The sequence below is a fragment of the Fontisubflavum oceani genome (genome assembly GCF_030407165.1).
Taxonomy (GTDB): Bacteria; Pseudomonadota; Alphaproteobacteria; order Rhodobacterales; family Rhodobacteraceae; genus Rhodophyticola; species Rhodophyticola oceani.
Window position 1 is genome coordinate 1,853,232 of sequence record NZ_CP129111.1, and the last position, 23,806, is coordinate 1,877,037.

Annotated in this window: 21 protein-coding genes and 3 pseudogenes; 4 read left to right on the plus strand and 20 right to left on the minus strand. The window is 61.0% G+C overall.

The features are described 5' to 3' along the window. Positions 1–98 precede the first annotated feature (98 nt). Positions 99–542, plus strand: coding sequence for a phasin family protein (locus tag QTA57_RS09605; RefSeq protein WP_145216313.1), 444 nt, complete (start codon positions 99–101; stop codon positions 540–542). Between the two features lie 174 nt (positions 543–716). Further along, complete coding sequence (phaR, locus tag QTA57_RS09610; RefSeq protein ID WP_290151234.1) at positions 717–1,274, plus strand: polyhydroxyalkanoate synthesis repressor PhaR; 558 nt, start codon at positions 717–719, stop codon at positions 1,272–1,274. A 14-nt stretch (positions 1,275–1,288) separates the two neighbouring features. Here phaR and QTA57_RS09615 read toward each other — a convergent pair whose 3' ends face one another. The 19 genes and pseudogenes from QTA57_RS09615 to secG form a co-directional block, all read right to left on the minus strand. Next, positions 1,289–2,656, minus strand: coding sequence for an aminotransferase (locus QTA57_RS09615; RefSeq protein WP_290151235.1), 1,368 nt, complete (start codon positions 2,654–2,656; stop codon positions 1,289–1,291). Positions 2,657–2,714: 58 nt separating this feature from the next. Continuing rightward, positions 2,715–3,098: a GFA family protein gene (locus tag QTA57_RS09620; RefSeq protein WP_171561770.1), complete on the minus strand. Its 384-nt coding sequence runs from the start codon at positions 3,096–3,098 to the stop codon at positions 2,715–2,717. A gap of 8 nt (positions 3,099–3,106) precedes the next feature. Then, a complete protein-coding gene (locus QTA57_RS09625) occupies positions 3,107–4,303 on the minus strand; it encodes a DegT/DnrJ/EryC1/StrS family aminotransferase (protein WP_290151236.1) in 1,197 nt (398 codons plus the stop codon). Positions 4,304–4,401: 98 nt separating this feature from the next. After that, positions 4,402–5,691, minus strand: a complete 1,290-nt coding sequence (locus tag QTA57_RS09630) for an NAD(P)/FAD-dependent oxidoreductase (RefSeq protein WP_290154841.1) — start codon at positions 5,689–5,691, stop codon at positions 4,402–4,404. Positions 5,692–5,696: 5 nt separating this feature from the next. After that, positions 5,697–7,050 (minus strand): annotated as a pseudogene (locus QTA57_RS09635) (glutamine synthetase family protein). Continuing rightward, entirely contained in the window at positions 7,043–7,729 is a 687-nt protein-coding gene (locus QTA57_RS09640; protein WP_290151237.1) for a type 1 glutamine amidotransferase, read from the minus strand. The pseudogene QTA57_RS09635 and the gene QTA57_RS09640 overlap by 8 nt, the downstream one beginning before the upstream one ends. Before the next feature lie 63 nt (positions 7,730–7,792). Then, positions 7,793–9,117: pseudogene (locus QTA57_RS09645) on the minus strand (glutamine synthetase family protein). Next, complete coding sequence (locus QTA57_RS09650) at positions 9,114–9,953, minus strand: ABC transporter permease (RefSeq protein WP_290151238.1); 840 nt, start codon at positions 9,951–9,953, stop codon at positions 9,114–9,116. Before QTA57_RS09650 ends, QTA57_RS09645 begins: the two are co-directional and overlap by 4 nt. Further along, entirely contained in the window at positions 9,950–10,831 is an 882-nt protein-coding gene (locus tag QTA57_RS09655) for an ABC transporter permease (RefSeq protein WP_290151239.1), read from the minus strand. The genes QTA57_RS09650 and QTA57_RS09655 overlap by 4 nt, the downstream gene beginning before the upstream one ends. A 77-nt stretch (positions 10,832–10,908) precedes the next feature. Then, positions 10,909–11,631, minus strand: coding sequence for a transporter substrate-binding domain-containing protein (locus QTA57_RS09660; RefSeq protein WP_290151240.1), 723 nt, complete (start codon positions 11,629–11,631; stop codon positions 10,909–10,911). A gap of 26 nt (positions 11,632–11,657) precedes the next feature. Then, positions 11,658–12,437, minus strand: coding sequence for an ABC transporter ATP-binding protein (locus QTA57_RS09665; protein WP_290151241.1), 780 nt, complete (start codon positions 12,435–12,437; stop codon positions 11,658–11,660). A 121-nt stretch (positions 12,438–12,558) separates the two neighbouring features. Next, a complete protein-coding gene (locus QTA57_RS09670) occupies positions 12,559–13,281 on the minus strand; it encodes a phosphate/phosphite/phosphonate ABC transporter substrate-binding protein (protein ID WP_290151243.1) in 723 nt (240 codons plus the stop codon). Further along, a complete protein-coding gene (locus QTA57_RS09675; RefSeq protein WP_290151245.1) occupies positions 13,278–13,721 on the minus strand; it encodes a tellurite resistance TerB family protein in 444 nt (147 codons plus the stop codon). The genes QTA57_RS09670 and QTA57_RS09675 overlap by 4 nt, the downstream gene beginning before the upstream one ends. 59 nt (positions 13,722–13,780) lie before the next feature. After that, complete coding sequence (locus tag QTA57_RS09680) at positions 13,781–14,665, minus strand: PhzF family phenazine biosynthesis protein (protein WP_290151246.1); 885 nt, start codon at positions 14,663–14,665, stop codon at positions 13,781–13,783. Between the two features lie 108 nt (positions 14,666–14,773). Continuing rightward, the gene (locus QTA57_RS09685) at positions 14,774–15,337 is read right to left on the minus strand and encodes a porin family protein (RefSeq protein ID WP_290151247.1); all 564 of its coding nucleotides are present in this window, start codon (positions 15,335–15,337) and stop codon (positions 14,774–14,776) included. 127 nt (positions 15,338–15,464) lie between these two features. Beyond that, the gene (locus QTA57_RS09690; RefSeq protein WP_290151248.1) at positions 15,465–16,016 is read right to left on the minus strand and encodes a porin family protein; all 552 of its coding nucleotides are present in this window, start codon (positions 16,014–16,016) and stop codon (positions 15,465–15,467) included. Between the two features lie 312 nt (positions 16,017–16,328). Continuing rightward, complete coding sequence (locus QTA57_RS09695; RefSeq protein ID WP_290151250.1) at positions 16,329–16,886, minus strand: porin family protein; 558 nt, start codon at positions 16,884–16,886, stop codon at positions 16,329–16,331. A gap of 124 nt (positions 16,887–17,010) precedes the next feature. Then, a pseudogene (locus tag QTA57_RS09700) lies at positions 17,011–18,653 on the minus strand (CTP synthase). A gap of 154 nt (positions 18,654–18,807) precedes the next feature. Beyond that, positions 18,808–19,194 (minus strand): preprotein translocase subunit SecG, encoded by a 387-nt coding sequence (secG, locus tag QTA57_RS09705; RefSeq protein WP_145216367.1) that lies wholly within the window; start codon positions 19,192–19,194, stop codon positions 18,808–18,810. Positions 19,195–19,437: 243 nt separating this feature from the next. On the opposite strand from secG, the gene QTA57_RS09710 reads away from it, so the two are divergent. Together QTA57_RS09710 and QTA57_RS09715 are read left to right on the plus strand one after the other, a co-directional pair. Beyond that, on the plus strand, positions 19,438–20,730 hold the full coding sequence (locus QTA57_RS09710) for an adenylosuccinate synthase (RefSeq protein ID WP_290151251.1): 1,293 nt from the start codon (positions 19,438–19,440) through the stop codon (positions 20,728–20,730). A gap of 11 nt (positions 20,731–20,741) precedes the next feature. Continuing rightward, positions 20,742–20,975 (plus strand): DUF2842 domain-containing protein, encoded by a 234-nt coding sequence (locus tag QTA57_RS09715; RefSeq protein WP_145216373.1) that lies wholly within the window; start codon positions 20,742–20,744, stop codon positions 20,973–20,975. 71 nt (positions 20,976–21,046) lie between these two features. Here the strand turns inward: QTA57_RS09715 and QTA57_RS09720 are convergent, their stop codons facing one another. Then, positions 21,047–23,683 (minus strand): hypothetical protein, encoded by a 2,637-nt coding sequence (locus QTA57_RS09720; RefSeq protein WP_290151252.1) that lies wholly within the window; start codon positions 23,681–23,683, stop codon positions 21,047–21,049. Positions 23,684–23,806: the final 123 nt, after the last annotated feature.

The following is a 23,806-nucleotide window of genomic DNA, read 5'->3' on the forward strand; positions in this document are numbered from 1 at the left end:
GGTGCAGAAAAAGCTTGCAATGCCGCGCTGCAGCATCTATATATTTTGCATCCGCAGCAAAGCGCCCCAGCCCCCGGGGATGATTAGGAGAGAGACCAATGGCCAAGACCAACGACTTCACCAAATACATGAGCGAAATGATGTCCGCATATCCGATGGACATGTCCGCCATGAACGACGCGTTCAAAACCTCCGCCGCAGTTGGCGAGAAAATGTCGAAAGTGGCTCTGGAAGCCGCTGAGAAATCCACCGAGATTTCGTCCAAATGGACCAAAGACACCATCGCCAAAATGGGCGACGTGGCCGCTGTCAAAGACGAGCCCACCGACTACACCAAATCGCTGACCGATTTCGCGTCGGCTCAGGCGGAAATGGCTGCTGAAAACATGGCCGCTTTCGCTGAAGTTGCGAAAAAAGTGCAGATGGAAACTGTCGAGCTGATGATGGCTGCTGGCAAAGAAGCTTCCGAAGAAGCAACTGCCGCTGTCAAAAAAGCCACCTCCGAGGTGACGACTGCCGCGAAAAAAGCGACCGCTAAGTAAGCGACTGCTTTAAACGCATCATGCCGATGTCCTCCCCATTGGCGTGACTTAGAAAGGGTGGGTCCGTCCGTGGCCCGCCCTTTCGCGTTTTCGTGCATGCGCCGAGAATGATTGCATTTTCGCTGCAAGCGCGTAGGCTTTCCTTTGCTGCACCGCAGGGAAGGAATTTTGGTCATGGCAAAAGACGCGGAACCGCTTTTGATCAAGCGCTATGCCAGTCGGCGCCTCTATAATACCGAGACATCGGACTATGTGACGCTGGAAGATATCGCCGGATTCATCCGCGATGGCCGCGAGGTAAAGATCGTGGATCTAAAGTCCGGGGACGAGTTGACCCGACAGTATCTGCTTCAAATCATTGCCGAACATGAAAGCCGGGGCGAGAATGTCTTGCCGCTGGGTGTGTTGACCGATCTGGTCCGGAGCTATCAATCGCAAACCCAGAGTGTGGTGCCCGACTTTCTGGCGATGTCTTTTGAGATGTTGAAGGATGGTCAGTCGAAGATGGTCGAGAACATGGCCGCGATGAACCCAATGGCCAAGATGCCCGGGTTCGAGGCGATGCGCGCGCAGCAAGAGGCGTTTTTCAAAGCGATGACCGGAGGTTTGGGGAACCAGTGGAGCGGCCCAACCACAGATGAAGACGAGGAAAGCGACGCGGCGCCCGAGGAAGAATTGGACGAGATCAAGAAGCAGTTGGCGGAACTGCAGGCGAAACTGTCGAAGCTTTGATTGCGCGGGCCGACCTAGCCCAGCTCGGCAAAGACCTGGGTTAGCGCCGCATTTAGCTTCTCGAACATCTCATCCATTTGATCGTTCGTCAGGATAAACGGCGGGCAGAGTACCACCGATTGTCCGAGCGGCCGACAGATCAGCCCATGATCGGTGCAGGTATTGGCGATGCGTTCGCTGACCGAAAGATGCCCCTCGAACGGTGTTTTTGTTGCGCGGTCCCGGACGGCTTCCAGGGCCCACATATAGCCGATGCCACGCAACTCACCGATATTGGGATGTTTCGCGATCTCCGCCAGCCCAGCCTGCATCCGCGGCGCACCCGCGCGGACTTGATCCATCAGGCCCTCGTTCAGGATCACCTCAATTGCTTTCAAGGCCACGGCACAGCCGACCGGGTGACCCGAGGCGGTAAAACCGTGCGGGAATTCTTCGATCTCATCAATGGCCGCTTGCAGCCGGTCGGTCAGGTCCGGCCCCAAGATCACCGCGCCCATCGGAAAATATCCGGCGGTGAGGTTTTTCGAACTGATGATCGCATCAGGTATGAAATCATAGGTCACGGACCCCCAGGCCTCGCCCGTGCGCCCAAAGCCGCAAATCACCTCGTCGGCGATCAGCGGGATGCCATGGCGTTTCAGCACCGGCTGGATCGCCTGGAAATACCCCGCTGAGGGCGGGATGACGCCGCCCGCGCCCATCACGGGTTCGGCGAAAAACCCGGCGATTGTGTCGGCCCCCTCGCGCTCGATGACCTCCTCCAACTCGGCGGCCATGCCGGCGGTGAACGCCGCCTCGCTCTCGCCCGGCTTCCCCTCCCGCCAATAATGCGGGCAGGTCAGGTGGAGGAATCCCTCAAGCGGCAGGCCAAAGACCTCGTTGTAGGGTTTGCCCGTCATGGAAGACGCCGCGATTGTCACCCCATGATAGCCATTCCAGCGGGTCAGGATCTTTCGCGCCTCTGGCCGCCCCTCGGCACGGTTCAGAAACCACAGCATCTTGACCATGGTGTCATTCGCCTCGGACCCGGAATTGGTGTAGAACACCTTGCCCCGCGCGAAGGGGGACACGTTTACCAGGGTCTCCGACAGTTCCACGGTCTGGTCCGACATCCGGCCAAAAAACGCGTGATAGCCGGGGAAACGGTCATATTGCGCCTTGGCGGCCTCGGCCAACCCTTTGTGATCGAAGCCTGCGACCATGTTCCAAAGGCCGGAATTGCTGTCGAGATAGCGTTTGCCATTGGTATCAAACACATATGGGCCTTGCCCATGGGTCAGCACCACCGTGCCGCGTTCGGCGACCGAGGGGAGATCGGTAAAGCCGTAAAGCGAGTATTGCGCGGCGCGCGCTTCCCAGGAATTCGGGGCGTGATCAATCATCGCGAGGGGCCTTCGAGGAGTTGCAACGCCGCCACGCTATCCGGGGTGGCGCGGGCCTTCAATCCTTGCGTGGCAGATCGTCGGAAAGGGCAATCCAAGGCACGTGTTCCGACCAATGAAAATGCCAATCAGGCCGGAAATCTGAACTGTCTTCGAGGGTCGCGGCGTAGAAATGCATCTCGCCCGGGTGGCGTGTTGATCGATAGGCCATCGGGGTGCCGCATTTTGCGCAGAATAGCCGCTCCGAATGGCTGCTATGGGCGTAAGAAGACGGCGGATCGCCAGTCCAGCGCCAACCAGTATCCTCAACACCGAAGAAGGTGGTGAAAGGCGCCGCGCAGTTTCGGCGGCAACTTTCGCAATGACAATGGCCACGCCAGCGAACCTGTTCCGGGTCGATCTGAAACCGGACCGACCCGCAGAGGCAATGGCCCTGACGCATTGGGCGCCTCAGGTGCCGTAGGCGCGGGTTTCGCTCATCACGTCTTCGGCGGCGCCAAGAAGCGCGTCGATGATCACATCCAGCTCCGCTTGTTTCAGCCGGGCGGGCAGCCGCACGTCGCAGGCCCGCATCAACATGGCGCGGGTCTGTGGTAGGTCAGGCGTCTCGCCGGGAATGAAGCGCCAGTTCCAGAACGCGCGCGCATTGTCGGTCGAGAGGCCGAAAACCTGAACCTTCACGCCCCGCGCAGCCGCAGCCTCCGCAAAGGCCCGGGCGTCGGCATCGTTTGCGACACCCTCAAGATTGAACTGGATCGAATCCGGCGCGCGTTCTTCCTGGGGCAGGGCATCCGGCACCTGCAGCCAGGGCGAGCTGTTCAACGCGGCGGCAACATAATCGTGGTTTGATCGACCGTCCCGCACGCGCCGCGCCACTTCGGGCAATTGCGGGCGGATCACCGCGGCGGAGAGGTTCTGCATCCGCAGATTGTAAAGTGGCAGCTCGTTTTGCCAGCGCGCGAAGGCCTCTTGCAGAACGTCGTGTTTTTTCCAGTTATGCTCATAGGCGCCCGACATGATCACCGCGCGGGCAATCAGATCGGCATCATCGGTGATCATGATCCCACCTTCGCCAGCATTCACCAGCTTGTAGGATTGAAAGCTGAAACAGCCGACACGCCCGATCGTGCCGACCTTACGCCCGCCCCAAACGGTGCCAAGCGAATGGGCGGCATCCTCGATCACCGGAATGCCTGCGGCATCGCAAAGCGCCATGATGGCGTCCATATCCGAGGTGTGGCCACGCATATGCGAGATGATGACAGCGCTGGCCTCGGGCAGTTTGGCCTCAAAATCCGCCATATCGATGCGGTAATTCTCGCCGACTTCCACCAGGACCGGTTGGCAATTGGCATGCACGACCGAAGACGGGACAGCGGCAAAGGTGAAGGCCGGGATCAGCACTTTTGCGTCGCGCGGCAGGTCCAGCGCGCAAAGCGACAGGAACAGCGCGGCCGAGCAGGAGGACACCGCCAGGGCGTATTTCGTGCCCATCAAGGCGGCAAATTCCTGCTCCAGTAGGGTCACCGGCGCATCGGAGGCGGCAGTGTAGCGGAACAGGTCACCAGATTGCAGCAACCGGTCGATCTCGGCGCGGGCGGCCTCGGGGATCGGTTCGGCGTCATACACGTTGGGGGCGAGGGCCATCATTTCACCTTTTTGAAAACTCTCATTTCAGAAAACTTTACATCGTAACGAGATTGAAGACCAGAGTCCTGTGCAATCCGGAGTCAGGTTTTCGGGGATTAGATGCCCAGTTTGTCCCGCAAGGCGAACCAGCGCATCGCCATGGCCAAAAGCGGCCATCTGAGCGCGGTGCCGCCGGGAAAGCGCGGCGATGGCACGCGCGCCATCAGGTCGAAACTGGCGCTATCGCCTTGGATCGCATCGGCAATCATTTTGCCCGCCAAGGTCGCCATGGCCACGCCGTGGCCGGAATAGCCAGAGGCCGTCCAAAGGCCCGGCTCGGGCGCGGCAAAGACCGGCATTCGGTTCATTGTGATCGCCAGCGTACCGCCCCAGGCATGGGTGATATTGACATCGGACAGATGCGGGAAGGTCTGCGCCAGCGGCTTGCGGACCAGAGCGGCGATGTCGAGCGGGAAGCGATAGCCATAGGTTTCGCCGCCGCCGAAGAGTAGGCGGTTGTCGGGTGTGGTGCGATAGTAATTCACCACGAATTTGCTGTCCGCGACGCAGACCCGTTTGTGCAGTGCAGCCCCTTCGGGCAGCGGCTCGGTCGCGACGATGAAATTGTTGATCGGCATGACGCGGGCCGCGGTTTGCCCTTGCAGCCGCCCGAGATAGCCGTTGCAGGCTAAGACTACCTGATCCGCGATCACCCGTCCTTTATCGGTGGTCACCAAGCCGGGGGCGGCGCGATGGACCCGGCTGGTTTCATGAATCGTGACATCCACCGCCGCCGTCATCCGGGCCAGGCCCAAAGCATAGGCGAGCGGGTTCAAATGGGCCGAGCCATGGTCGAGCAGGCCGCCAGCATAGACATCCGTGTGAAGCACTTGCCCAAGCGCGGCGCGGTCGAGGATTTCTAGTTCAGTATAGTCGTAGCGCTCTGCCAGATGCTCTGCATAGGCGCGGGTTTCGGCGGCCTCATCGTCCCACCAATCGGTATGCAGCGCACCCGGTTGCAGATCGCAATCGATCTCGCCTTCTGCCACCAAATCGCGGACGATCTGAACGGATGCCAGCGCCAGCTGCCAGAGCTTCGCGGCGTCATCAGTGCCGACCATGCGCTCCAACGCGATCTGGTCCAGCCGTTGACCGCCCAAGACTTGCCCACCATTTCGCCCTGACGCACCAAACCCCACGCGATGGGCTTCCAGCAGGACCACCTTTCGCCCGGCCCGCGCCAGATGCAGCGCGGTAGAAATGCCGGTATAGCCACCGCCCACCACGCAGACATCCGCGCGCGTTTCGCCCTTCAGCGCCGGAAAAGGCGCAAGCGGCGGGGTCGTCGCGGCATACCAGCTTCGCGGATACTGCCCGGCGCGATCATTGGCGTAGAGCAGGTTCATGAGGCTCACACGTTCAAGAGCAGATGCTCCCGTTCCCACGGGCTGATCACTTGGAAACTCTTTGTATTCCAAGGCTTTCACCGCAGCGTAGACGCGGCAAAACTCTGGATGCAGGACGTCGGCCATTGCCGTGTTTGCCTCGAACAATTCGAGCGCGGCATGAAGACCGCGGGGGATCGCATCATCGGCGTCATACGCATCGCCCTGACATTCCGGGCGGGGCGGTTGCCCCTCGACAAGGCCCAGATAGCCACAGGCCAGCGAGGCGGCGATGCCCAGATAGGGGTTGCAATCCATGCCCGGCAGCCGGTTTTCAACCCGCCGCGCGCCGGGGTCAGAAATCGGGATGCGGATGCCGGTGGTGCGGTTGTCATGGCCCCATTCCAGGTTAATCGGGGCGGCGAAATCCGGCACATAGCGCCGATAGCTGTTCACATAGGGTGCAAGCAGAGCGATGACGGAGGGCAGGTGCCGCTGCATCCCGGCAATGAACTGTCCAAATGCGGGCGTCTCTGCACCGTCACGGGCTGAGAAGATATTGGCGCCGCTCTTGGTCTCCACAATCGAATGGTGGATATGCATCGCGCTGCCCGGCTCGCCCTCGATCGGTTTCGCCATGAAGGTGGCATAGCAATTGTGGCGCAGCGCGGCTTCACGGATCAGCCGTTTGAAAAAGAAAATCTCATCGGCCAGGCGGACCGGATCGCCATGGCGCAGGTTCAACTCGATCTGCCCCGCGCCGCCCTCTTGCAGAATGCCATCGATCTCAAGGCCCTGCGCTTCGGCAAAGTCATAGATGTCGTCGATCACCGGCCCGTATTCATCGACCGCCGACATGGAATAGGCCTGCCGTGCGGCGGCGGGGCGGCCCGAGCGGCCCATGGGCGGCTTGATCGCTTGGCCCGGGTCGGTATTGGGCGCGACCAGGAAAAACTCCATCTCTGGCGCCACAACCGGCTGCCAGCCCTTCGCGTTATAGAGCGCAACAACCCGTTTCAGCACATTGCGGGGCGCAAAGGGGACCGGCTGCCCCTCTTGGTCGTCGATATTGTGGATGACCTGCAGCGTCCAATCGGCGGTCCACGGCGCAGGCGTGGCGGTGTCGAAGTCGGGCGTCAGCACCATGTCCGGTTCGGTATAGCCGCCCGGCACCGTATCGATCCAGTCGCCTGTAATTGTTTGGAAAAAGATCGAATTCGGCAGGTAGAAATGGCTTTGCTTGGCGAATTTCGCGCCAGGCATGGCCTTGCCGCGCGCGACGCCCGCAAGGTCCGAGACGATGCATTCCACCTCGTCCAGCACCCGGCCTGCAAGATAGTGCTGCGCGGTCTCGGGCAGTTTTTCTAGGAAGTCACGCATCGACCCGCGCCTTGGTGAGCACCGAGACCAGCAACGTGGTCAAAGCTTGCGTATCGACCGGTTGGTCCAGGCCGGCCCGCGCGCCGTCGAGCAGCGGCTCGGGCACGATGCCTTTGCCACGGGTGGCGATCAGCCCCGCAATGGCGCCTGCGTCGAATTCCGGATGCGGCTGCACGGTCAAAATCTTATCGCCATAGGCCAAAACCGCATTGGCGCAGAAATCGGAACTGCCGCGAACTTCGGCGCCTTTTGGCAGATCGACGACCTGATCTTGATGCCAGGCGTTCAGATGCACGGTTGTGCCGTCCACCTCATAGGCCTGCCGCCCGACCGACCAGCCGCCCGCGAATTTCTCCACCGTACCGCCAAGAGCTTGCGCGATGATCTGATGGCCGAAACAGATGCCCACCATCGGTTGATCGGCGTCGCGAATGGCGCGGATCAGGTTTTCCAGCGGTGGGATGAAGGGATGATCTTCGTAAGCGCCATGTTTCGAGCCGGTGACGAGCCAGGCATCGGCGGCTTGGGGTCCGTCGGGGAAATCCATATCGACCACATCGAAGACTCTGAATTCGAATCCATGCCCGCTCAGAAGCCGTTGGAACATATGTTCAAAATCGCCATGGCTAGGCTGGAGTTCGTCAGGCGCGTGGCCGGTTTGCAGAATGCCGATGATCATATGCGTGCTCTTTACGATAGGTGGCCAAAAGCTACGCGCGCGGGCGCGGCGCGGCAAGGGGCGTCACACCGTGTCGAGATAGAGCGCGGTCAGCGTTTCGGCGTCGAGATCGGCGGTTTTGCGGAGCTCTTGGCGTTTGGTGCGGGTGAAGGCGTCGATCAGCTCCGGCGCGAAGATCCGGGCGATCTCGGGCGCGCTGGCAAAACTGTCGATGGCCTCGGGCCAGTGTGTGGGCAGGTTGGGTGGCACCAGATCATAGGCGTTGCCGCTGATCGGGGCGGCAGGTGCAACACCGTCTTCGATCCCGTTAAGTGCGGCGCCGAGAATGGCCGCGAGGAATAGGTAGGGGTTAATGTCGCCACCCGCGACGCGATGTTCGATCCGCCGCGCAGCGGGGGCACCGCCGGGGATGCGCAGCGCCGTCGTGCGGTTTTCATACCCCCAAGCGGCGGCAATCGGAGCATGGGCACCCGGCGTGAAACGGTCATAGCTCGAGTGATGCGGCGCAAAGATCAACATCGCGCCCGCCATCGCCGATAGGCATCCAGCGACGGCATGATGCAGCATGGGCGCGCCCTCGGCAGTGCCATCATCGAAGATGTTTCGCCCGGCGGCGTTGAGGATCGAAAAGTGACTGTGCAGCCCATTGCCGGAGTGATCGGGATAGGGCTTGGCCATGAAACTGGCGGCGAAGCCCTGTTTCCGCGCCAGACCCTGCGCCAGAAGCTTGAAGAGCCAGGTGTCGTCGGCGGCTTTCAACGCGTCCGCTTGATGCATCAGATTGATCTCGAACTGTCCCGGCCCGGCCTCTGAGATCGCGGTGTCGGCGGGGATGCCCATCGCGGCGCATCCGGCATAAAGGTCGGTGAAAAACCCGTCGAACGCATCGAGTTCGCGGACTGACAACACATCCGCTTGATGCCGCCGTTTCCCCGACCGAGGACTCTCCGGCGCGCGGAGGGTCGGGCCGCTGTCATCGACCAAATAGAACTCCAATTCGGTGGCAACCACGGGGTCAGGCCACGCGCGGCGTAGCGCTCCAGCACCTGCGCCAAGGCCTGGCGCGGATCGCCTAAATACGGCGCACCGCTGTCGTCAAACATCCAAATCGGGATCAAGGCGGTGGGTGTGTCAAGCCAGGGCATCGGCACCGGGCCGCGCCCGGTTGGCAGGAGGAGGCCATCGGGATCGCCGGCTTCGAAGACCAAGGGGCTGTCCTCGATATCTTCTCCCCAAATGTCGAGATTGAGGATCGAGAACGGAAAGCGCGTGCCCGCCTGATCCAGCTTCTCAACCGCCGAAACCGGCATGCGTTTGCCGCGCGCCTGACCGTTTAGATCGGCTGCGGCCACGCGCAGGGACTGGGTGCCGTCGGGCAGAGTGCTCATCGGATCAGATTGGGGCGGAACCGCATCCGCGTGCGGTTTTCCACCGGCAGATGACGGTTCAGACGCCGGTTAATCGCCCCGAAGAGCAAGATGATGCACAGCGTCAGGATCACGAAATACCCCGCCACGATCGGGTAGGGGATGAACGGGTTGAACGTCCGATCCGCAAAATACTGCGCATAATAAAGCGCGTCGCCCTTTTGCTGGAAGGCGGGGAAGCCGGAGAAGTAGACCAGTGTCGTGGCGTGGAAGAGGAAGATCGCCTCATTGGTGTAAGACGGCCAGGCCAGGCGCATTGTGGTTGGGAACACAACCCGGCGGAAGCGTTTCCAGCCGGTCAGGCCATAGGCATCCGCCGCTTCCAGATCGCCCTTGGGCACCGAGCGGAGCGCGCCATAGAAAATCTCGGCGGCATAGGCGGAGGTGTTGAGGAAAAGGACGATCAGCGCGCCAAGCCACGCCCGCGCAAGCCAGCGGGTCTCGGCCTCGACCACCACGCCGAACAGCTCGAACTCGACGCCAACCCGGGGCAGGAGCACGAAGGTTTCATAGGCCAAGAAGAACTGAATGAAGAGCGGTGAGCCCCGGAAGACGAAGATGAACCATTCCGCCGGTTTGCGGATCAGCCTCGGGCGGCTGTTTTTGGCCACGGCGAGGGCGACGGCCAGAAAGAACCCCGAGGCCAGGGCCAAGGCACCGAAATAGACATTCCAGATCATGCCAGAGGCGATCAGGGTGAACTGTTCGCAGAGCGTGATGTCGCCCCGGGGCAAGAGCCGCTCGCCATAGCCGAGGCTGCGCAACCCGTAATCCTGAATGGTTTGCCAACAACTCATGCCGCGACCTTCCGCTGATCTTCGCCAGCCATCGTGGCCTGTCCGCGCGACAGGCGCGTCGTGAGACGGCCCAGGACGATCTCCGATACGCGGGTCATGGCGAGATAGAACACCAAAAGCCCGAGGAAATACCACAGCCGCCAGTCACCATGCGGGTATTGAAAGGCGGAGGTGCGAGACCCGCCCAATTCACGGGCCCAATAGACGATGTCTTCGACACCGAGCAGGAACAAGAGCGGCGTGGCCTTAATCAGGATCATCCAGAGATTGGAGAGACCGGGCAGCGCGTAAATCCACATTTGCGGCACCAGAATGCGCCAGAAGGTCTGCCGCCGCGACATGCCATAGGCTTCGGCCGTCTCAAGCTGCGCTCTCGGGACGGCGCGCATGGCGCCAAAGAGCACATTCGCGGCGAAGGCCCCGAACACGATGGAAAAGGTGAAGACCGCAATCGCGAAGTTATAGGCCTCATGAACCCATTGCGGCGAGGCGTTTTGCGGGATTTTTGCGGCATCGCAAACCAGGAAATTCGCGCCTTGGCGGATCGGATCGGTCCAGTCGGGGCAGACCGCCTGATGCTTTAGCCATTCGAGACCCTGGTCGAGCGCGATCACGAAGAACAGGAAGAAGGCGATATCCGGCACGCCGCGCACCATGGCCGTGTAGATTTTGCCCAGCCATCTGAGCGGCGGGATATGAGACCGGGAGGCCATCGCGCCCAGAAACCCGAAGGACAGGGCCACAGGCGCCGTTACGGCGAGCAGAAACAGAACCGTCAGAAAGCTTTGGTAGAACCGAAAATGCACCCCATTGGTGAGGTAGCAGGAAAACCAGCGGAAGGTCTCCAATGTGCTGGGGTCTTCGCAGAATTCGAACATTGCGCCTCGGCGTCAGGGCGAAACCCGCCCGGAGGATGCAAAACGGGCGTCCCCGAACAGGGACGCCCGATCTGTGATTAGAAGGTTTCGGCGTCTTCGCCGAACCATTCGATGATCAACGCGTTCAGCGAACCATCGTCTTTCATCGATTGAATCGCGACGTTGAGGGTCTCCCGCAATTCGGTGTCGGTTTCGCGCAGGCCCAGGCCAATGCCACCGCCCAATTGCACCGGATCGCCGATGATCATCAGGTCCGCATCTTCGGCGGCGATCGGCAAGAGGAAGTCACCATCGGCGAAAACCGCGTCGGCCTCGCCATTGCGGACGGCGGCGACGGTTTCATCCGGAGTCGCGAATTCCAGCAAGGTCGCGCCGCTTTCCGCGATGTAGCCGGCCTGGATCGTGTTGGTCTGCGCCGCGACCACGACGGAGGTCAGATCGACATCTTCGTCCATCCCCATGAAGAGCGACGAGGCGGGCGGGAAGTAGTTCTGCGTGAAGTCGATCACTTCATCCCGCTCGGCCGTGATGCTCATCCCGGCGATGATGGTGTCGTAATTGCCCGAGGTCAGGTTCGGAATGATCGAGTCCCATTCATTGGTGACCCATTCGCAGGTCAGTTCGGCGCGCGCGCAAAGCTCATCGCCAACAGCGCGCTCAAAGCCGTCGATCTCACCATCATCATTGATGAAGTTATACGGAGGGTAAGCGCCCTCGGTGCCCATGCGGACCACGTCTTGGGCCAGTGCGCCACCGGCGGTCATCGCCAGAATGGTTGCGGAAAGAACAAGTGTTTTCATTGGTTTACTCCCTGGTTGGTATCGCCTCAGGCGGCTTGGCCGTGGCTGAGGAATTGCTGAAGACGCGCGGATTTCGGCGCGCCGAAAAGCTGCTCGGGCGGGCCTTCTTCTTCGATTTGGCCCTCATGCAGAAAGATAACATGGTCTGAGACATCGCGGGCCAGCCGCATATCATGGGTGACCAATATCATTGTGCGGCCCTCGGCGGCGAGGTCTTTGATGACTTTCACCACCTCCTGCTCAAGCTCGGGGTCGAGCGCCGAGGTCGGTTCGTCAAACAAAAGCGCCCGGGGCTGCATGCAAAGTGCACGAGCGATGGCGGCGCGTTGTTGCTGCCCGCCGGAAAGCTGCGCGGGCCAGGCGTCGCATTTTGCGCCGATCCCGACCTTGTCGAGCAACATCCGGGCCCGGGCCTCAACCTCGTCTTTGTCTTCGCCCAAAACGGTGACGGGGGCTTCCATAACGTTTTGCAAAATCGACATATGTGACCAGAGGTTGAACTGCTGAAACACCATGCTGAGATTTGTGCGGATGCGGGTGACTTGCGCGGTATCCGCCGGATGGCGATTGGGACCTGTGCCACGCCAATGCACGGCCTCCCCCTCGAATTTGATCTCGCCCTCTTGGCTTTCTTCCAAAAGGTTCGCGCAGCGCAGAAGCGTCGATTTCCCGGACCCCGAAGAGCCGATCAGAGAGACCACATCGCCGGCATTTGCCCGCAAGTCCACGCCGCGCAAAACATGCAGCGATCCATAACTCTTATGCAGACCGGTGATTTCGATCACCGGTGGGGTGGCGGAGGTCACGTGTTGGCAGCTTCCCTGTTATTTTTTTGGATTTGTCCCCAGAATCGAGGCAATTGCAACGGATTAATGCCGGGTGACCCAAGGGTAAGGGGGCCGATTTGCCCGAAAAAGCGGCATTTGCCTAGGGCGCGGGCGGGATCGGTTGCGTCAGATACTCTGCCTTTGGAATGATCGTGAAGCCCTTGAGGTCGAGCGCGGTCCGGTCTTCTGGGCCGAGCGCCGTCATGGCGTCCTCGAGGCCGGCACGGATTGGAACTGGGTCCTGATCACCCGCCGTGATCAGTGGTAGGGCGGGGGTGGGCGGCGTGCGCATGATCTCGATCAGATTGGCGGTCCAAGGTGTGGAACGGGTCAAGAGACGCCAGGTTTGCGCATCGATCGCGGCCAAATCCGCGCGGCCCTCAGCCACGGCCTTGGCCGAGGCTTCATGGCCGCCGGTCATAACGGGTGTGTCCAAGGCCATGCCGGTCTCTGCGGCCCAATTGGTCAAGGCAGCCCAGCCCGATTGGCTCAAACCCTCATTGACCGCCGGCTTTGCGCCGGGCGTCTTGGACCGCGCCACAATCACGCTGTTGTAATAGCCGGGGGGACAACCGGGCAGGCCAAAATCCGGGGTTGCCACCAACGTCACATGCGGCGCGAGCCGGGCGCGATAGGGCAGACCGCAGGTCTGCGCCAGGATCAGGTCTGGGCTTTGCCAAATCTCCCAGATCTCCTGATCACGGGTCAGTGCGTCAGGGGCATCCAGGCCACGCGCCCTAAGCGCATCGCGGATCGCCTCCCAAAGCCGATCCGTTGCGCCGCCGATCTCGGGCCGATCATACATCGGCAGGGCCGCGATCATCCGCGGCGGGCCTCGACCCGTTGCCGTGCCAGATTGCTGTCGCGGTCATTCACGCCCAGCATCGGCGCCACCATCCGCATCAGTGCGTTTTCGTGATCATCCCGCACGCCATCGGCCAAGACGATCTCCCACAGGCTTTCGACCACCTGCTCGCGATCCTCATAGGCCACAACATCCTTGATTGCGCGGGTGAAGCGGACCGTGTCGGGGGCCTCGGATTCGAGGATTTCAGCGTCGCCGCGTAACTTCGCCGTTTCAAACGGCGTGAGGCCATATCGCGTTGTCAAAAGCCGGTCGATCCGGTCGATCTCGGCTTCGGCATAATCGCCATCGGTTTTGGCCAGCCGGACCAAGAGCGCGGCCAAGGCCAGCCGCGCATCGGGGTCTGAGAGCGGCGCGGGGTCGGGCGCGGTGAGGCGTTTGAGGAAATCTCCGAACATGGGCGACAGATATAGGCCGCGGTATTGGCGACGAAAACCCCCCTTGCCGAGCGGGTCGCCTACGCCTGCCTGATTTGACCGCTGGAGATCGGAACCGCACTGCCTGCGATGCGGATCGCTGTCACGGCATTCTCCGCCACATCGACGCTCAACCCGATCCTGCTGGGCCGTCCCATCTCGACCCCTTGGGCAAGAGGGATGGTGTTTGTGCCTTCGGTCAGCACGCCATTGGCCAAAAGCTGCCCCGCGAGGAGGGCACTGGCCGAGCCGGTGGCCGGGTCCTCACCGATGCCAGCGGTGGGTGAGAACATGCGCGCACGATAGCCGGGGCCTTCGGCGGTGTAGAGATAGGCGCTATCCACATGTGCCGCGTCCATCATCTCGGACCAATACGGCTCGATCGGTCTTGCACGCGCCAAAGCCTCCAGATCGTGCAGTGGCGCATACAGAAACGCGGGGCCACCTTGCCAGATGCCAGGGGTATGGGGGCCAATCGCGGCTTCTGGCAGATCAAGGGCGCGCGCCAGAAGCGCGGGATCGGCCTGACCAGGATGGGGCACGGGCAGTTTCGGCGCGGTGAACTCCGCCGTGACCCGGTCGCCACTCCGCACAACGATAACCGGCACCAGGCCCGCGACTTCTTCCAACGTGATCTCGGTCTCGAAATCGCCGGATGGGTGCGCATCGGTGGCCAGGTGGATCGCGCAGCCAATGGTCGGATGACCCGCAAAAGGGATTTCTGCCGTGGGGAAGAAAATCCGGACTTTGGCGGTATGGGCCGGGTCATCGGGCGTTTGCACGAAAATCGTCTCGCTGAGATTGAACTCCCGAGCGATGGTCTGCATCTGCGCCGTGCTCAACCCGTCCGCCGCTTCGACAATCGCCAGAGGATTCCCGGCGAAAGCGGTCTCGGTAAACACGTCATAGGTCGAAAACGGCAACATATCTGGCTCCAGCCTGTTTCATCGGCCAGAGAATTGGCTTTGGGCGCGGCAATGGCAAGCAAAAGGGCCCCGGTATCGGGGCCCTCGTCCAGATCGGCCTCTATCGGCTTAAAAATGGAACGCCAAACCAATCGCAATGGTGTCAGTCGTGACATCGATATCCGTCCCAGGCCCCGTCAGATCGAGAGTGCCGCGCAGATATTCCACACGGGCCGAGACGGTTTCCGAAAGCATCGCTTCGGCGCCCAGGCCGAAAACCGGGCCCTCGATGTCCAAGGTGGCCGCGGAGCCACTGGCAGTTGCATCGGCGCTTAGATAGCCGAGGCTGCCGTATAGCAGCAGATCGTCCAATGCATATCCGACGCGGCCGCGTGCGGTGATCGCGTTCTCGATTGAGAAGGTGCCTGCCGGAATGCCGTGATCGGTGGTGCTGGCAAATCCAAGCTCGCCACCGATGACCCAGTTGCCGCCGAGCGCATGGTTGTAGCCGCCGAAGATGCCAAAGCCGGGGCCGCTTGCAGGATCGACGGGCGTATCGGAATTTGGATCGACCGTGCTGAACTGTAGGCCGCCATAAAATCCTTGCCAGGTGTCGGCAGTGTCTTGAGCAAGCGCTTGCCCGGTGAAACCGGTGATCAAGCTTGCCGCCGCAATAAATGTCTTAAATGTCATTGCCTTAATCCTTGGTGGATTGAAGGTGCACGGGGCGTGATTTGCGCGCCCTATGCAAAGAAGGGGTGCCGTTCGGGCACCCCTTTTGCTGATCGGTCGCTTCAGAAGTGATAGGCTAGGCCCATGGTCACGGCGTCGGCGTTGACTTCGAGGCCAGGGGGAGCGGGCCGCCCGACAGGTCCATATTGGCGCGGTTATATTCGATCCGCGCCGAGAGGTTTTCCGTCAGCATCGCTTCCACACCCAGGCCAAAGATCGTGCCGCTCGCATCCAAGGTGAACGGCACGCCGGTGATCGAGGCGTCCGTGGTTGCATAGCCGACGGAGCCATAAAAGAGCGCGCTGCCGACCGCATAACCGCCGCGTGCCCGCACAGTCATCAGGTTGTCGAGTGAGAGATCCGTACCAGGAACAACTGTATGGCTGGAGCTGCCATTGAAGCTCAACTCACCGCCGACCACGAAATTGTCGGCAAGCGCGTGGTTGTACCCGCCAAAGGCGCCAATGCTTTCGCCGCTTCCGAAGCCGATTGGGGCACCTTCGAGATCAGGGCTGATCGAGTTCACTTGCGCACCGGCATAGAAGCCTTGCCATTGCAGCGCGTCTTGCGCCGAAGCGGCCCCCGTCAAGGCGAGGGACATCGCAGCGGTGGCAACGAGGGTTTTCAAAGATTTGGTCATAACAATTCTCTCCATTTCCAAGCCCGGCAGAATTGCTAGGTCTCAGATGTCGGTCGGACGACCAGGAGAGGGGGTTCAAAGCCTCCGAAAGATCATCGTCCGGAGGGTCAAATGCGTGACATTTTGGTCACATTCGCCGTGTGTCGTCTTTTGCCGTGAGGACGAAATCACGGACGAGGGGGTGTGGCGCGAAGGGTTTGGCCGGGTCTGGTCATAGGGCGGATCGCCAGCGTTTTGGGTTGAAACATGTCAGGTCCAAAAGCAGGCGGGGCGCCCAATTGGACGCCCCGCCGTTTGGGATGATCCCCGGCCTTAGAAATGCATGGCCAGGCCCAGGGACAGCGTGTTGCCCTGGATCGAGACAGGCGAGCCTTCAAGATCCATGTCCGAGCGGGTGAACTCGATCCGGGCCGAGACGCGATCCGTGATCATGGTTTCTGCGCCCAAGCCGAAGGTCATGCCGTCGCCGGAGATGTCCGGGCCGCCGCCGTTGAAATCGGCGGTCATGTAGCCCAGGCTGCCGTAAAGCAGCGTATTGCCAACGTTGTAGCCCGCGCGGCCGCGCAGGTGGACGGCGTTTTCGATGATCAGCTCGTTCGAGCCGGCTTCCATGCCGCTTTGGCGACCAAAGCTCAACTCCCCGCCGACGACCCAGTTTTGGTCGATCGCGTGGTTGTAGCCCACAAAGGCCGTGCCGCCGTGGCCGGTGCCAACCTGGGTGGGCGTGCCGTCCAGTTCGGGGCTGGCGATGTCGAATTGCAGACCGCCATAGAAGCCATTCCATTGCGTGGCGTCTTGGGCGGCGGCGGCGCCCGCCAGGCCGACAGCCAGGGTTGCGGCGGCGAGGGTGGTTTTCAGGATCGTGTTCATCTGTGTCTTCTCCAGTTCTGGCCCGGCCCAATGCCAGGTCTCGGGCATCGGTCGGCTGTGTGGAGAAGACGGTTCAATCAGAGCCGCGGCGCCGGAGAGGCGCCGCAAATCCGTGGCATTTCTGTCACACCAGGCGTGAGTTGTCTTTCGCCGCGCGGACGAAATCACGGAATAGGGGGTGAGGTTCGAAGGGTTTTGATTTTAGCTCGGGATGGAACTGAACCCCAATGAACCAAGGGTGATCTTTCACTTCGACGATTTCGGGCAAGCGGCCATCAGGCGACATGCCTGAGAAGATCAGCCCCTGCGCTTCAAGCTGTTCGCGATATTTGATGTCGACCTCATAGCGATGCCGGTGGCGTTCCTCGATCGTCGTGCCGCCATAGGCTTCCGCGACTTTCGAGCCGTCTTTCAGCACCGCGTCATAGGCGCCGAGCCGCATGGTGCCGCCTTTGTCATCGGTGACTTTGCGCTCGACCTTGTGGTTGCCCTGAACCCATTCTTTCAGGTGATAGACCACGGGCGTGAAGCGTTTCTTGCCCGCCTCATGATCGAACTCCTCCGAACCCGCGTCGTCCAGATCGGCCAGGTTCCGGGCCGCTTCGATCACCGCCATCTGCATGCCCAGGCAGATGCCCAGATAGGGCACGCCACGGGTCCGCGCGAACTCGGCAGCTTTGATTTTGCCTTCCGTCCCGCGCTCGCCAAACCCGCCGGGGACAAGAATGGCGTGGAAACCTTCGAGATAGGGGGCGGCGTCTTCACGCTCGAAAATCTCGGCATCAATCCATTCGGCTTTCACCTTCACCCGATTGGCCATGCCGCCATGGGTGAGCGCCTCTGCGATGGATTTGTAAGCATCTTCAAGCTGGATGTATTTGCCGACAATCGCCACGCGGACTTCGCCCTCGGGGTTGTGCACCCGGTCGGCGACATCTTCCCAGATGCTGAGATTTGGTTTCGGCGCGGGCGCGATGCCGAACGCGTCCAGGACGGCCTGATCCATCCCCTCGCGATGATAGGCCAGCGGCGCTTCGTAAATCGAATTGAGATCCTGCGCGGCGATCACGCTGTCAGGCCGCACATTGCAGAACAGCGCCAGCTTCTCGCGCTCTTTCTCTGGGATCGGCCCTTCGGAGCGGCAGACGAGAATATCAGGCGCCAGACCGATGGAGCGCATCTCTTTCACGCTGTGCTGCGTCGGCTTGGTTTTCAACTCACCCGAGGCTTTGATGTAGGGCAGAAGTGTCAGATGCATGAAAATGCACTGTCCGCGCGGCTTGTCTTGGCCGAATTGCCGGATCGCTTCGAAAAACGGCAGACCTTCGATATCGCCGACCGTGCCGCCGATTTCGCGAGCATGAAATCGACCTCATCCTCGCCAATCGAGATGAAATCTTTGATCTCGTTGGTCACATGGGGAATCACCTGGATGGTTTTGCCCAGATAATCACCGCGGCGTTCCTTCTCGAGCACGTTGGAATAGATCCGGCCCGAGCTGACAGAATCGGTGTTGCGCGCGGCTACGCCGGTGAACCGCTCGTAATGGCCGAGGTCCAGATCGGTCTCGGCCCCGTCATCGGTGACGAAGACCTCACCATGTTCAAACGGGCTCATCGTGCCGGGATCGACATTGAGATAGGGGTCGAGCTTGCGCAACCGCACGGTATAGCCGCGCGCCTGCAACAGCGCGCCCAAAGCCGCCGAGGCCAAGCCTTTGCCAAGCGAGGACACAACACCGCCGGTGATGAAAATAAATCGTGCCATTTGCCGCCAAAACTCCCCGTGAGGAACCTACCAACCGCCTAAATTGGGGTGGTTCCGAATCCGATTATCACGGGATTTAAGAGTAACAGGATTCGGGCGCCAAGAGCAAGGCGCACGCTAGATGATGTTGGATAACGGGCTGAACGCCCCAGATTTACTCGTCTGCACGAGGTGGCAAGGCAGGTGCATCCCCTGTGCTGGGCGGCAGAAGAGCCTCACCCGCCGGCAAGTTCGAGGTCGAGGCCGGTGGCAGCAGGCCGCCATCATCACCTTCACCCGCTTCAATGCCCAACCGGTCCAGAACTGAGTCAGACGCCGAATTCTGCGCTGCGATGATCGTAAGTGTGATCGAGGTGGCCAAAAACGCGATGGCAAAGGCCCAGGTCAGTTTCCCAAGCGCGGTTGCCGCCTGGCGCCCGGTCATCACACCGCCGCCGCCGCCGCCGATCCCCAAGCCGCCGCCTTCCGAGCGTTGCAGCAGCACCACCCCTATCAAGCAAATCGCGAGGATCAGGTGGATGACGAGGATAATGTTTTCCATGGGCGGGGTTCTGCCTGATTTTTGATCGATGCTTACTTATGAGATGCGACAGGCCGCCGCAAGGGCGGATCACACAACCTTAAGCTGAAAAGCCCCTGTTTGCGCAATCATTTTTTGGCGAGACTATTTCATTATCAAGATCATGCGCAGGCAGTGGCAACAAACCGGTTTCGCCCCCCGGCCAGCATCGCTATACGGGCACGGGTTTTCGCGAAACGCTTTACCGAAAAGGGGTCTGGGCACATGGCCAATGTGGTGGTTGTCGGCGCGCAATGGGGTGACGAGGGCAAAGGCAAGATTGTTGACTGGCTGAGCGAGCGGGCGGATGTAATCGCGCGCTTCCAAGGTGGTCACAACGCCGGTCATACATTGGTGATCGAGGGCGAGGTTTATAAGCTGCACGCGTTACCCTCCGGCGTGGTGCGGGGCGGCAAGCTGTCGGTCATCGGCAATGGTGTCGTGTTGGATCCTTGGCATTTGATCAAGGAGATCGAGACCATCCGCGCCCAAGGCGTTGATATCACGCCCGAAACCTTGATGATCGCGGAAAACACGCCCCTGATCCTGCCGATCCATGGCGAGCTGGATCGCGCCCGCGAGAACCAGAACTCCGTCGCCAAAATCGGCACGACGGGACGGGGCATTGGCCCGGCCTATGAGGACAAAGTTGGCCGTCGTTCCGTCCGGGTTGCCGATTTGGCCGATGAGGCGACATTGGAATTGCGGGTCGATCGCGCGCTGGTGCATCACGACGCCTTGCGCCGGGGTCTTGGTCTCGAACCCGTGGATCGCGACGCCTTGTTGGCGGCACTCCGGGAAGTTGCGCGGCAGATTCTGCCCTATGCCGCCCCGGTGTGGAAAGTGCTGAACGAGGCGCGGCGGGCCGGCAAACGGATTCTCTTTGAAGGCGCGCAAGGCGCTCTGCTCGATATTGATTTCGGCACGTATCCGTTTGTCACCTCGTCCAATGTGATTGCGGGGCAGGCCGCAACCGGCGTCGGCATGGGTCCCGGCTCAATCGATTTCGTGCTCGGGATTGTCAAAGCCTACACGACCCGCGTCGGCGAAGGCCCGTTTCCGACCGAATTAGATGATGCCGATGGCCAACGTCTGGGTGAGCGCGGCCATGAGTTTGGCACGACGACGGGGCGCAAACGCCGCTGCGGCTGGTTCGACGCGGTGCTTGTGCGCCAGACCTGCGCGACATCGGGGGTCAATGGGATCTCGCTGACCAAGTTGGATGTGCTTGACGGGTTTGACGAGTTGAAGATTTGCACCGGCTATGAACTGGACGGTGAGCGCCTCGACTACCTGCCCACCGCTGCCGAACAGCAGGCCCGTGTCACACCGATCTATGAAACGATGAAGGGGTGGTCGGACTCCACCGCCGGGGCGCGGTCCTGGGCCGATCTGCCGGGAGAGGCGGTGAAATATGTCCGCCGGATCGAAGAGTTGATCCAATGCCCGGTGGCGCTACTCTCCACCTCGCCGGAACGTGACGACACGATCCTGGTGACGGACCCGTTTGCCGACTAAGGGGGCCTGAAATGGCGCTGAGCTACAAAACCCGGCGGCGGCTGTCGCTTCTGATCTTGCTGGTCGGCCTGCCGGTCTATATCGGACTGGCGTGGTTCCTGGTCAGCCTTTTTGAGCGGCCATCGATCTTTCTGGAGTTGGCGATCTACGTGGTTTTGGGGATCCTTTGGGCCCTGCCGTTCAAGGCCGTGTTTAAAGGCGTGGGCCAGGCCGATCCGGATGCCTCTTCGGACGAGGATCGCTGAGCAACTGTCTCAAAACGAAAAAGGCCGCGCTCCAGGTTGGAAGCACGGCCTTTGACGTTGAGGGAGCGGGCTTAACCGCGGTAGTAGCGCGACCGGCGGGTCAGTTTAAACTCGCCGCGCGCAATCTTCTCAATAATCCCTTCACGGAGCAGGATGCCAAAAGCTCTCAACCCGTCTTCACGGTCGAGATTGCCGCCATTGGCCGCTTCCAGATGGCGTAGAATATGCGGACGGCTAAACACCGCGCGATCCTCTTCATGCATGGCGTAGGCGGCGGCCAGTTCCATCTGGTCTTCCATTGTCTCATGGTCTTTCTGCGCCAAATAAGCGCCAAACCCGGTGGACGTATCGATGCTGCCTTGTGCAGCGTCCGCTGCAGGCGTGTCGATCTCATCCACGGCGGGTTCCGCGACCGCTTCGAGTTCAATCTCAGAACCAGCATTCAACTCAAGCGCTTCCGGCTCGGCATCGACTGTCGGTAAGTCGGTGGCGACCGGTTCTGGCGTTTCGATCTCCGGCATCGGTTCGAACGCGGCGGATGCATCGGCCAATGCGCTCAGTTCTTCGGTCAAATCAGCGGTCCGTTCGGTCGCGGTTTCAATCGCCCGGTCAGCGTCATCCGACTGGGCGGCATCATCGCGGCGCGATCCGGCTACACCCATCATTTGACCCGCCCGCGCGGCCAAATCGGCCAGGCCGCGCGCGACCTTGCGCGGGGCAGGGGGTGTTTCGGCTTCAATCTGATCCGCCGACCGAAAGGCTTCGGTCACAACATCGGCGCTTTCGGGCAAATCGGCACGCTCTATCGAAGGCGCATCTTGCGCGAATTCGGCGGTCGGCTCCGATACCGGGCGTTCGGTCGCGTCCAGTGGGCGTGGCGCGGCCATCTCCGTCTCAGCTTGTTCTGCCAGTGCCAAGCCACTTGACCGCACGCGGCGTGGCCGCACAGGCGCGATCGGTGCCTCATCGTTTTGAGCCGGCGTTTCGCCATCAACCCGCTGTTCGGAAACCAACACCAGAGGGGTTGGACGGGTTTCGGTGCGGTTCCTGCGGCTGACATCCACCCGCACACGACGGGGGCGCATAACGCGGGCCAGATCGTCGCGATAATCGGCCGTATCGTCGCCATCGCCATCGGCGGGGTTGCCGCCCAGTTCGTCCTCGGCGCTGCGCGCGGCAACGGCTGCCTTCAGGTGTTCGATATTGGCGCGACGGCGGCTGGTCTCGTTGGTTTCGAGACGGCTGTTTGTGGCTTCGAACAAGCGATCGATATCCGCCTCGGCGGCGTCTGCGTTGTTCGGATTGAGCAATTGATGGCTGCGAGTATCCCGTGTCGTTTGTTGCGCCTCACGCTCGGTTGCGATGGCGGCCAACTCCGCTTGCAGTTCGGCTTCCGCCTCCGCGCTCAGTTGGGCCTCTGCATCGCCAGCCGACATATCGTCATCGGCGCCATGCAAAACCATCACATCGGCGGTTGCCGGTTCGGATTCCGCTTCGCTTTCCATCTCTGAAATTGCAGCGTCTTCGATGTCAGCCTCAGCCGAGGCTTCGGCTGCTGCTTCGGCATTCGCATCGGTGTCCAACTCCGCGATTTCGGCCATTGCCGCCGCGATTGTGTCCTCGGCCGAGGCCTCTTCCACTGTCTCGACGACCGACGGCCCGTCGTCGAGCGAAGGGGCCTCTTCGAGGTGGTCTTCAGTGGCGTCCGGGTCGGGTTCGGCCAGGGTCTGCGAAAAATCTGATGCTGAATCTTCTTCGGTCTCGGCCTCGACTAGATCCGCAAGTCCCGCGTCTTCCAGAGGCATCTCGGCGTCTGCGTCCATTTCTGGTTCTGCCGATGCATGTTGGTCTTCGGTGAAGGCCTCGGGCGCGTTAGCTTCGTCCTCGGCTTCTTCTTCGGCGACAACCTGACGAATGCGCGCCAGTTTCGCAGCAACGCTATCGGGGTCGAGCGCCGGCTCAGCGGCGAAGAAGTTGTCATCTTCGAGCGTGCTATGATTGTCGGCGTCAGTCTCTGCAAAGAAGGCAGCGATATCTGCACCGTCTTCGGGCTCTTCCGACAGCGTCTCGATAAGCGCTTCTTCGAAGTCTGTGTCTTCGGTCTCCGGCTCAGCCGAGACAGCCGCGATCAAGCTCTCGTCGTCCTCTTCAGTTGGGTCGGCGGGAGCGTTTTCGGTAGGGACGTCCTCAACCGCCTCGGCAACGGCAATGTCCTCAACGCCCTCGGCCTCGGCAGTCGGCATTTCCTGAACGCTAACATCCTCAGCAATAGCGGCTTCGGCCTGCTCAACGTCAGTTTCGGCTATGGCCTCTTCGGCGACGGCTTCAACTTCACCGTCTTCCGTAACAGCCTCGACCTCTTCAACCGCTGTCTCGGGTCCTGTGGCCTCCGGCGCGTCGTCTTCCTGCGCGGGCTCTTCCAAGTCAATAGAGCCGACTTCGGCGGCGTCTTCGATTTGCGGACGCATGATCATGCCGGCATCGGACACCCGCGCTTCGACGCGACGCTGGATCGCATCTTCGGTGATCCGTTGCAGCATCTCGGCATCTGGGGTGGGGGGCTCGGCGCCAAAATACCGATCCTCTGCCGCCAAATCACGGAAATACTCTGCAATACCTTTCATGGCCGAGAACGGATCTTCGAAGCCTTCGAGGGTGCAGGAGAATGTGCCGTAAGAAACGGTAAGAATCTTATTTGGATCAGCCATGGGTCATCTTCACTCTGCTCGTCCGGCGTGCCACCGGAATTTACCATCTTGCGGAAAGGTGTAACAAACTGATTCCAACGAAACGGGACGGCAATTGGGCCATTCGGTGATCTTTAGCTTCAA

Excerpts from the sequence above, each read along its gene's own strand:
- QTA57_RS09680 (WP_290151246.1), bottom strand. The coding sequence starts at position 14,665 with ATGTTGCCGTTTTCGACCTATGACGTGTTTACCGAGACCGCTTTCGCC.
- QTA57_RS09640 (WP_290151237.1), bottom strand. The coding sequence starts at position 7,729 with ATGATCATCGGCATTCTGCAAACCGGCCACGCGCCTGACGAACTCCAG.
- QTA57_RS09615 (WP_290151235.1), bottom strand. The coding sequence starts at position 2,656 with ATGATTGATCACGCCCCGAATTCCTGGGAAGCGCGCGCCGCGCAATAC.
- QTA57_RS09625 (WP_290151236.1), bottom strand. The coding sequence starts at position 4,303 with ATGGCCCTCGCCCCCAACGTGTATGACGCCGAACCGATCCCCGAGGCC.
- QTA57_RS09670 (WP_290151243.1), bottom strand. The coding sequence starts at position 13,281 with ATGATCGCGGCCCTGCCGATGTATGATCGGCCCGAGATCGGCGGCGCA.
- QTA57_RS09650 (WP_290151238.1), bottom strand. The coding sequence starts at position 9,953 with ATGAGTTGTTGGCAAACCATTCAGGATTACGGGTTGCGCAGCCTCGGC.
- QTA57_RS09620 (WP_171561770.1), bottom strand. The coding sequence starts at position 3,098 with ATGCGTCAGGGCCATTGCCTCTGCGGGTCGGTCCGGTTTCAGATCGAC.
- QTA57_RS09695 (WP_290151250.1), bottom strand. The coding sequence starts at position 16,886 with ATGAACACGATCCTGAAAACCACCCTCGCCGCCGCAACCCTGGCTGTC.
- phaR (WP_290151234.1), top strand. The coding sequence starts at position 717 with ATGGCAAAAGACGCGGAACCGCTTTTGATCAAGCGCTATGCCAGTCGG.
- QTA57_RS09655 (WP_290151239.1), bottom strand. The coding sequence starts at position 10,831 with ATGTTCGAATTCTGCGAAGACCCCAGCACATTGGAGACCTTCCGCTGG.
- secG (WP_145216367.1), bottom strand. The coding sequence starts at position 19,194 with ATGGAAAACATTATCCTCGTCATCCACCTGATCCTCGCGATTTGCTTG.
- QTA57_RS09720 (WP_290151252.1), bottom strand. The coding sequence starts at position 23,683 with ATGGCTGATCCAAATAAGATTCTTACCGTTTCTTACGGCACATTCTCC.
- QTA57_RS09660 (WP_290151240.1), bottom strand. The coding sequence starts at position 11,631 with ATGAAAACACTTGTTCTTTCCGCAACCATTCTGGCGATGACCGCCGGT.
- QTA57_RS09605 (WP_145216313.1), top strand. The coding sequence starts at position 99 with ATGGCCAAGACCAACGACTTCACCAAATACATGAGCGAAATGATGTCC.
- QTA57_RS09710 (WP_290151251.1), top strand. The coding sequence starts at position 19,438 with ATGGCCAATGTGGTGGTTGTCGGCGCGCAATGGGGTGACGAGGGCAAA.
- QTA57_RS09630 (WP_290154841.1), bottom strand. The coding sequence starts at position 5,691 with ATGAACCTGCTCTACGCCAATGATCGCGCCGGGCAGTATCCGCGAAGC.
- QTA57_RS09690 (WP_290151248.1), bottom strand. The coding sequence starts at position 16,016 with ATGACCAAATCTTTGAAAACCCTCGTTGCCACCGCTGCGATGTCCCTC.
- QTA57_RS09675 (WP_290151245.1), bottom strand. The coding sequence starts at position 13,721 with ATGTTCGGAGATTTCCTCAAACGCCTCACCGCGCCCGACCCCGCGCCG.
- QTA57_RS09715 (WP_145216373.1), top strand. The coding sequence starts at position 20,742 with ATGGCGCTGAGCTACAAAACCCGGCGGCGGCTGTCGCTTCTGATCTTG.
- QTA57_RS09685 (WP_290151247.1), bottom strand. The coding sequence starts at position 15,337 with ATGACATTTAAGACATTTATTGCGGCGGCAAGCTTGATCACCGGTTTC.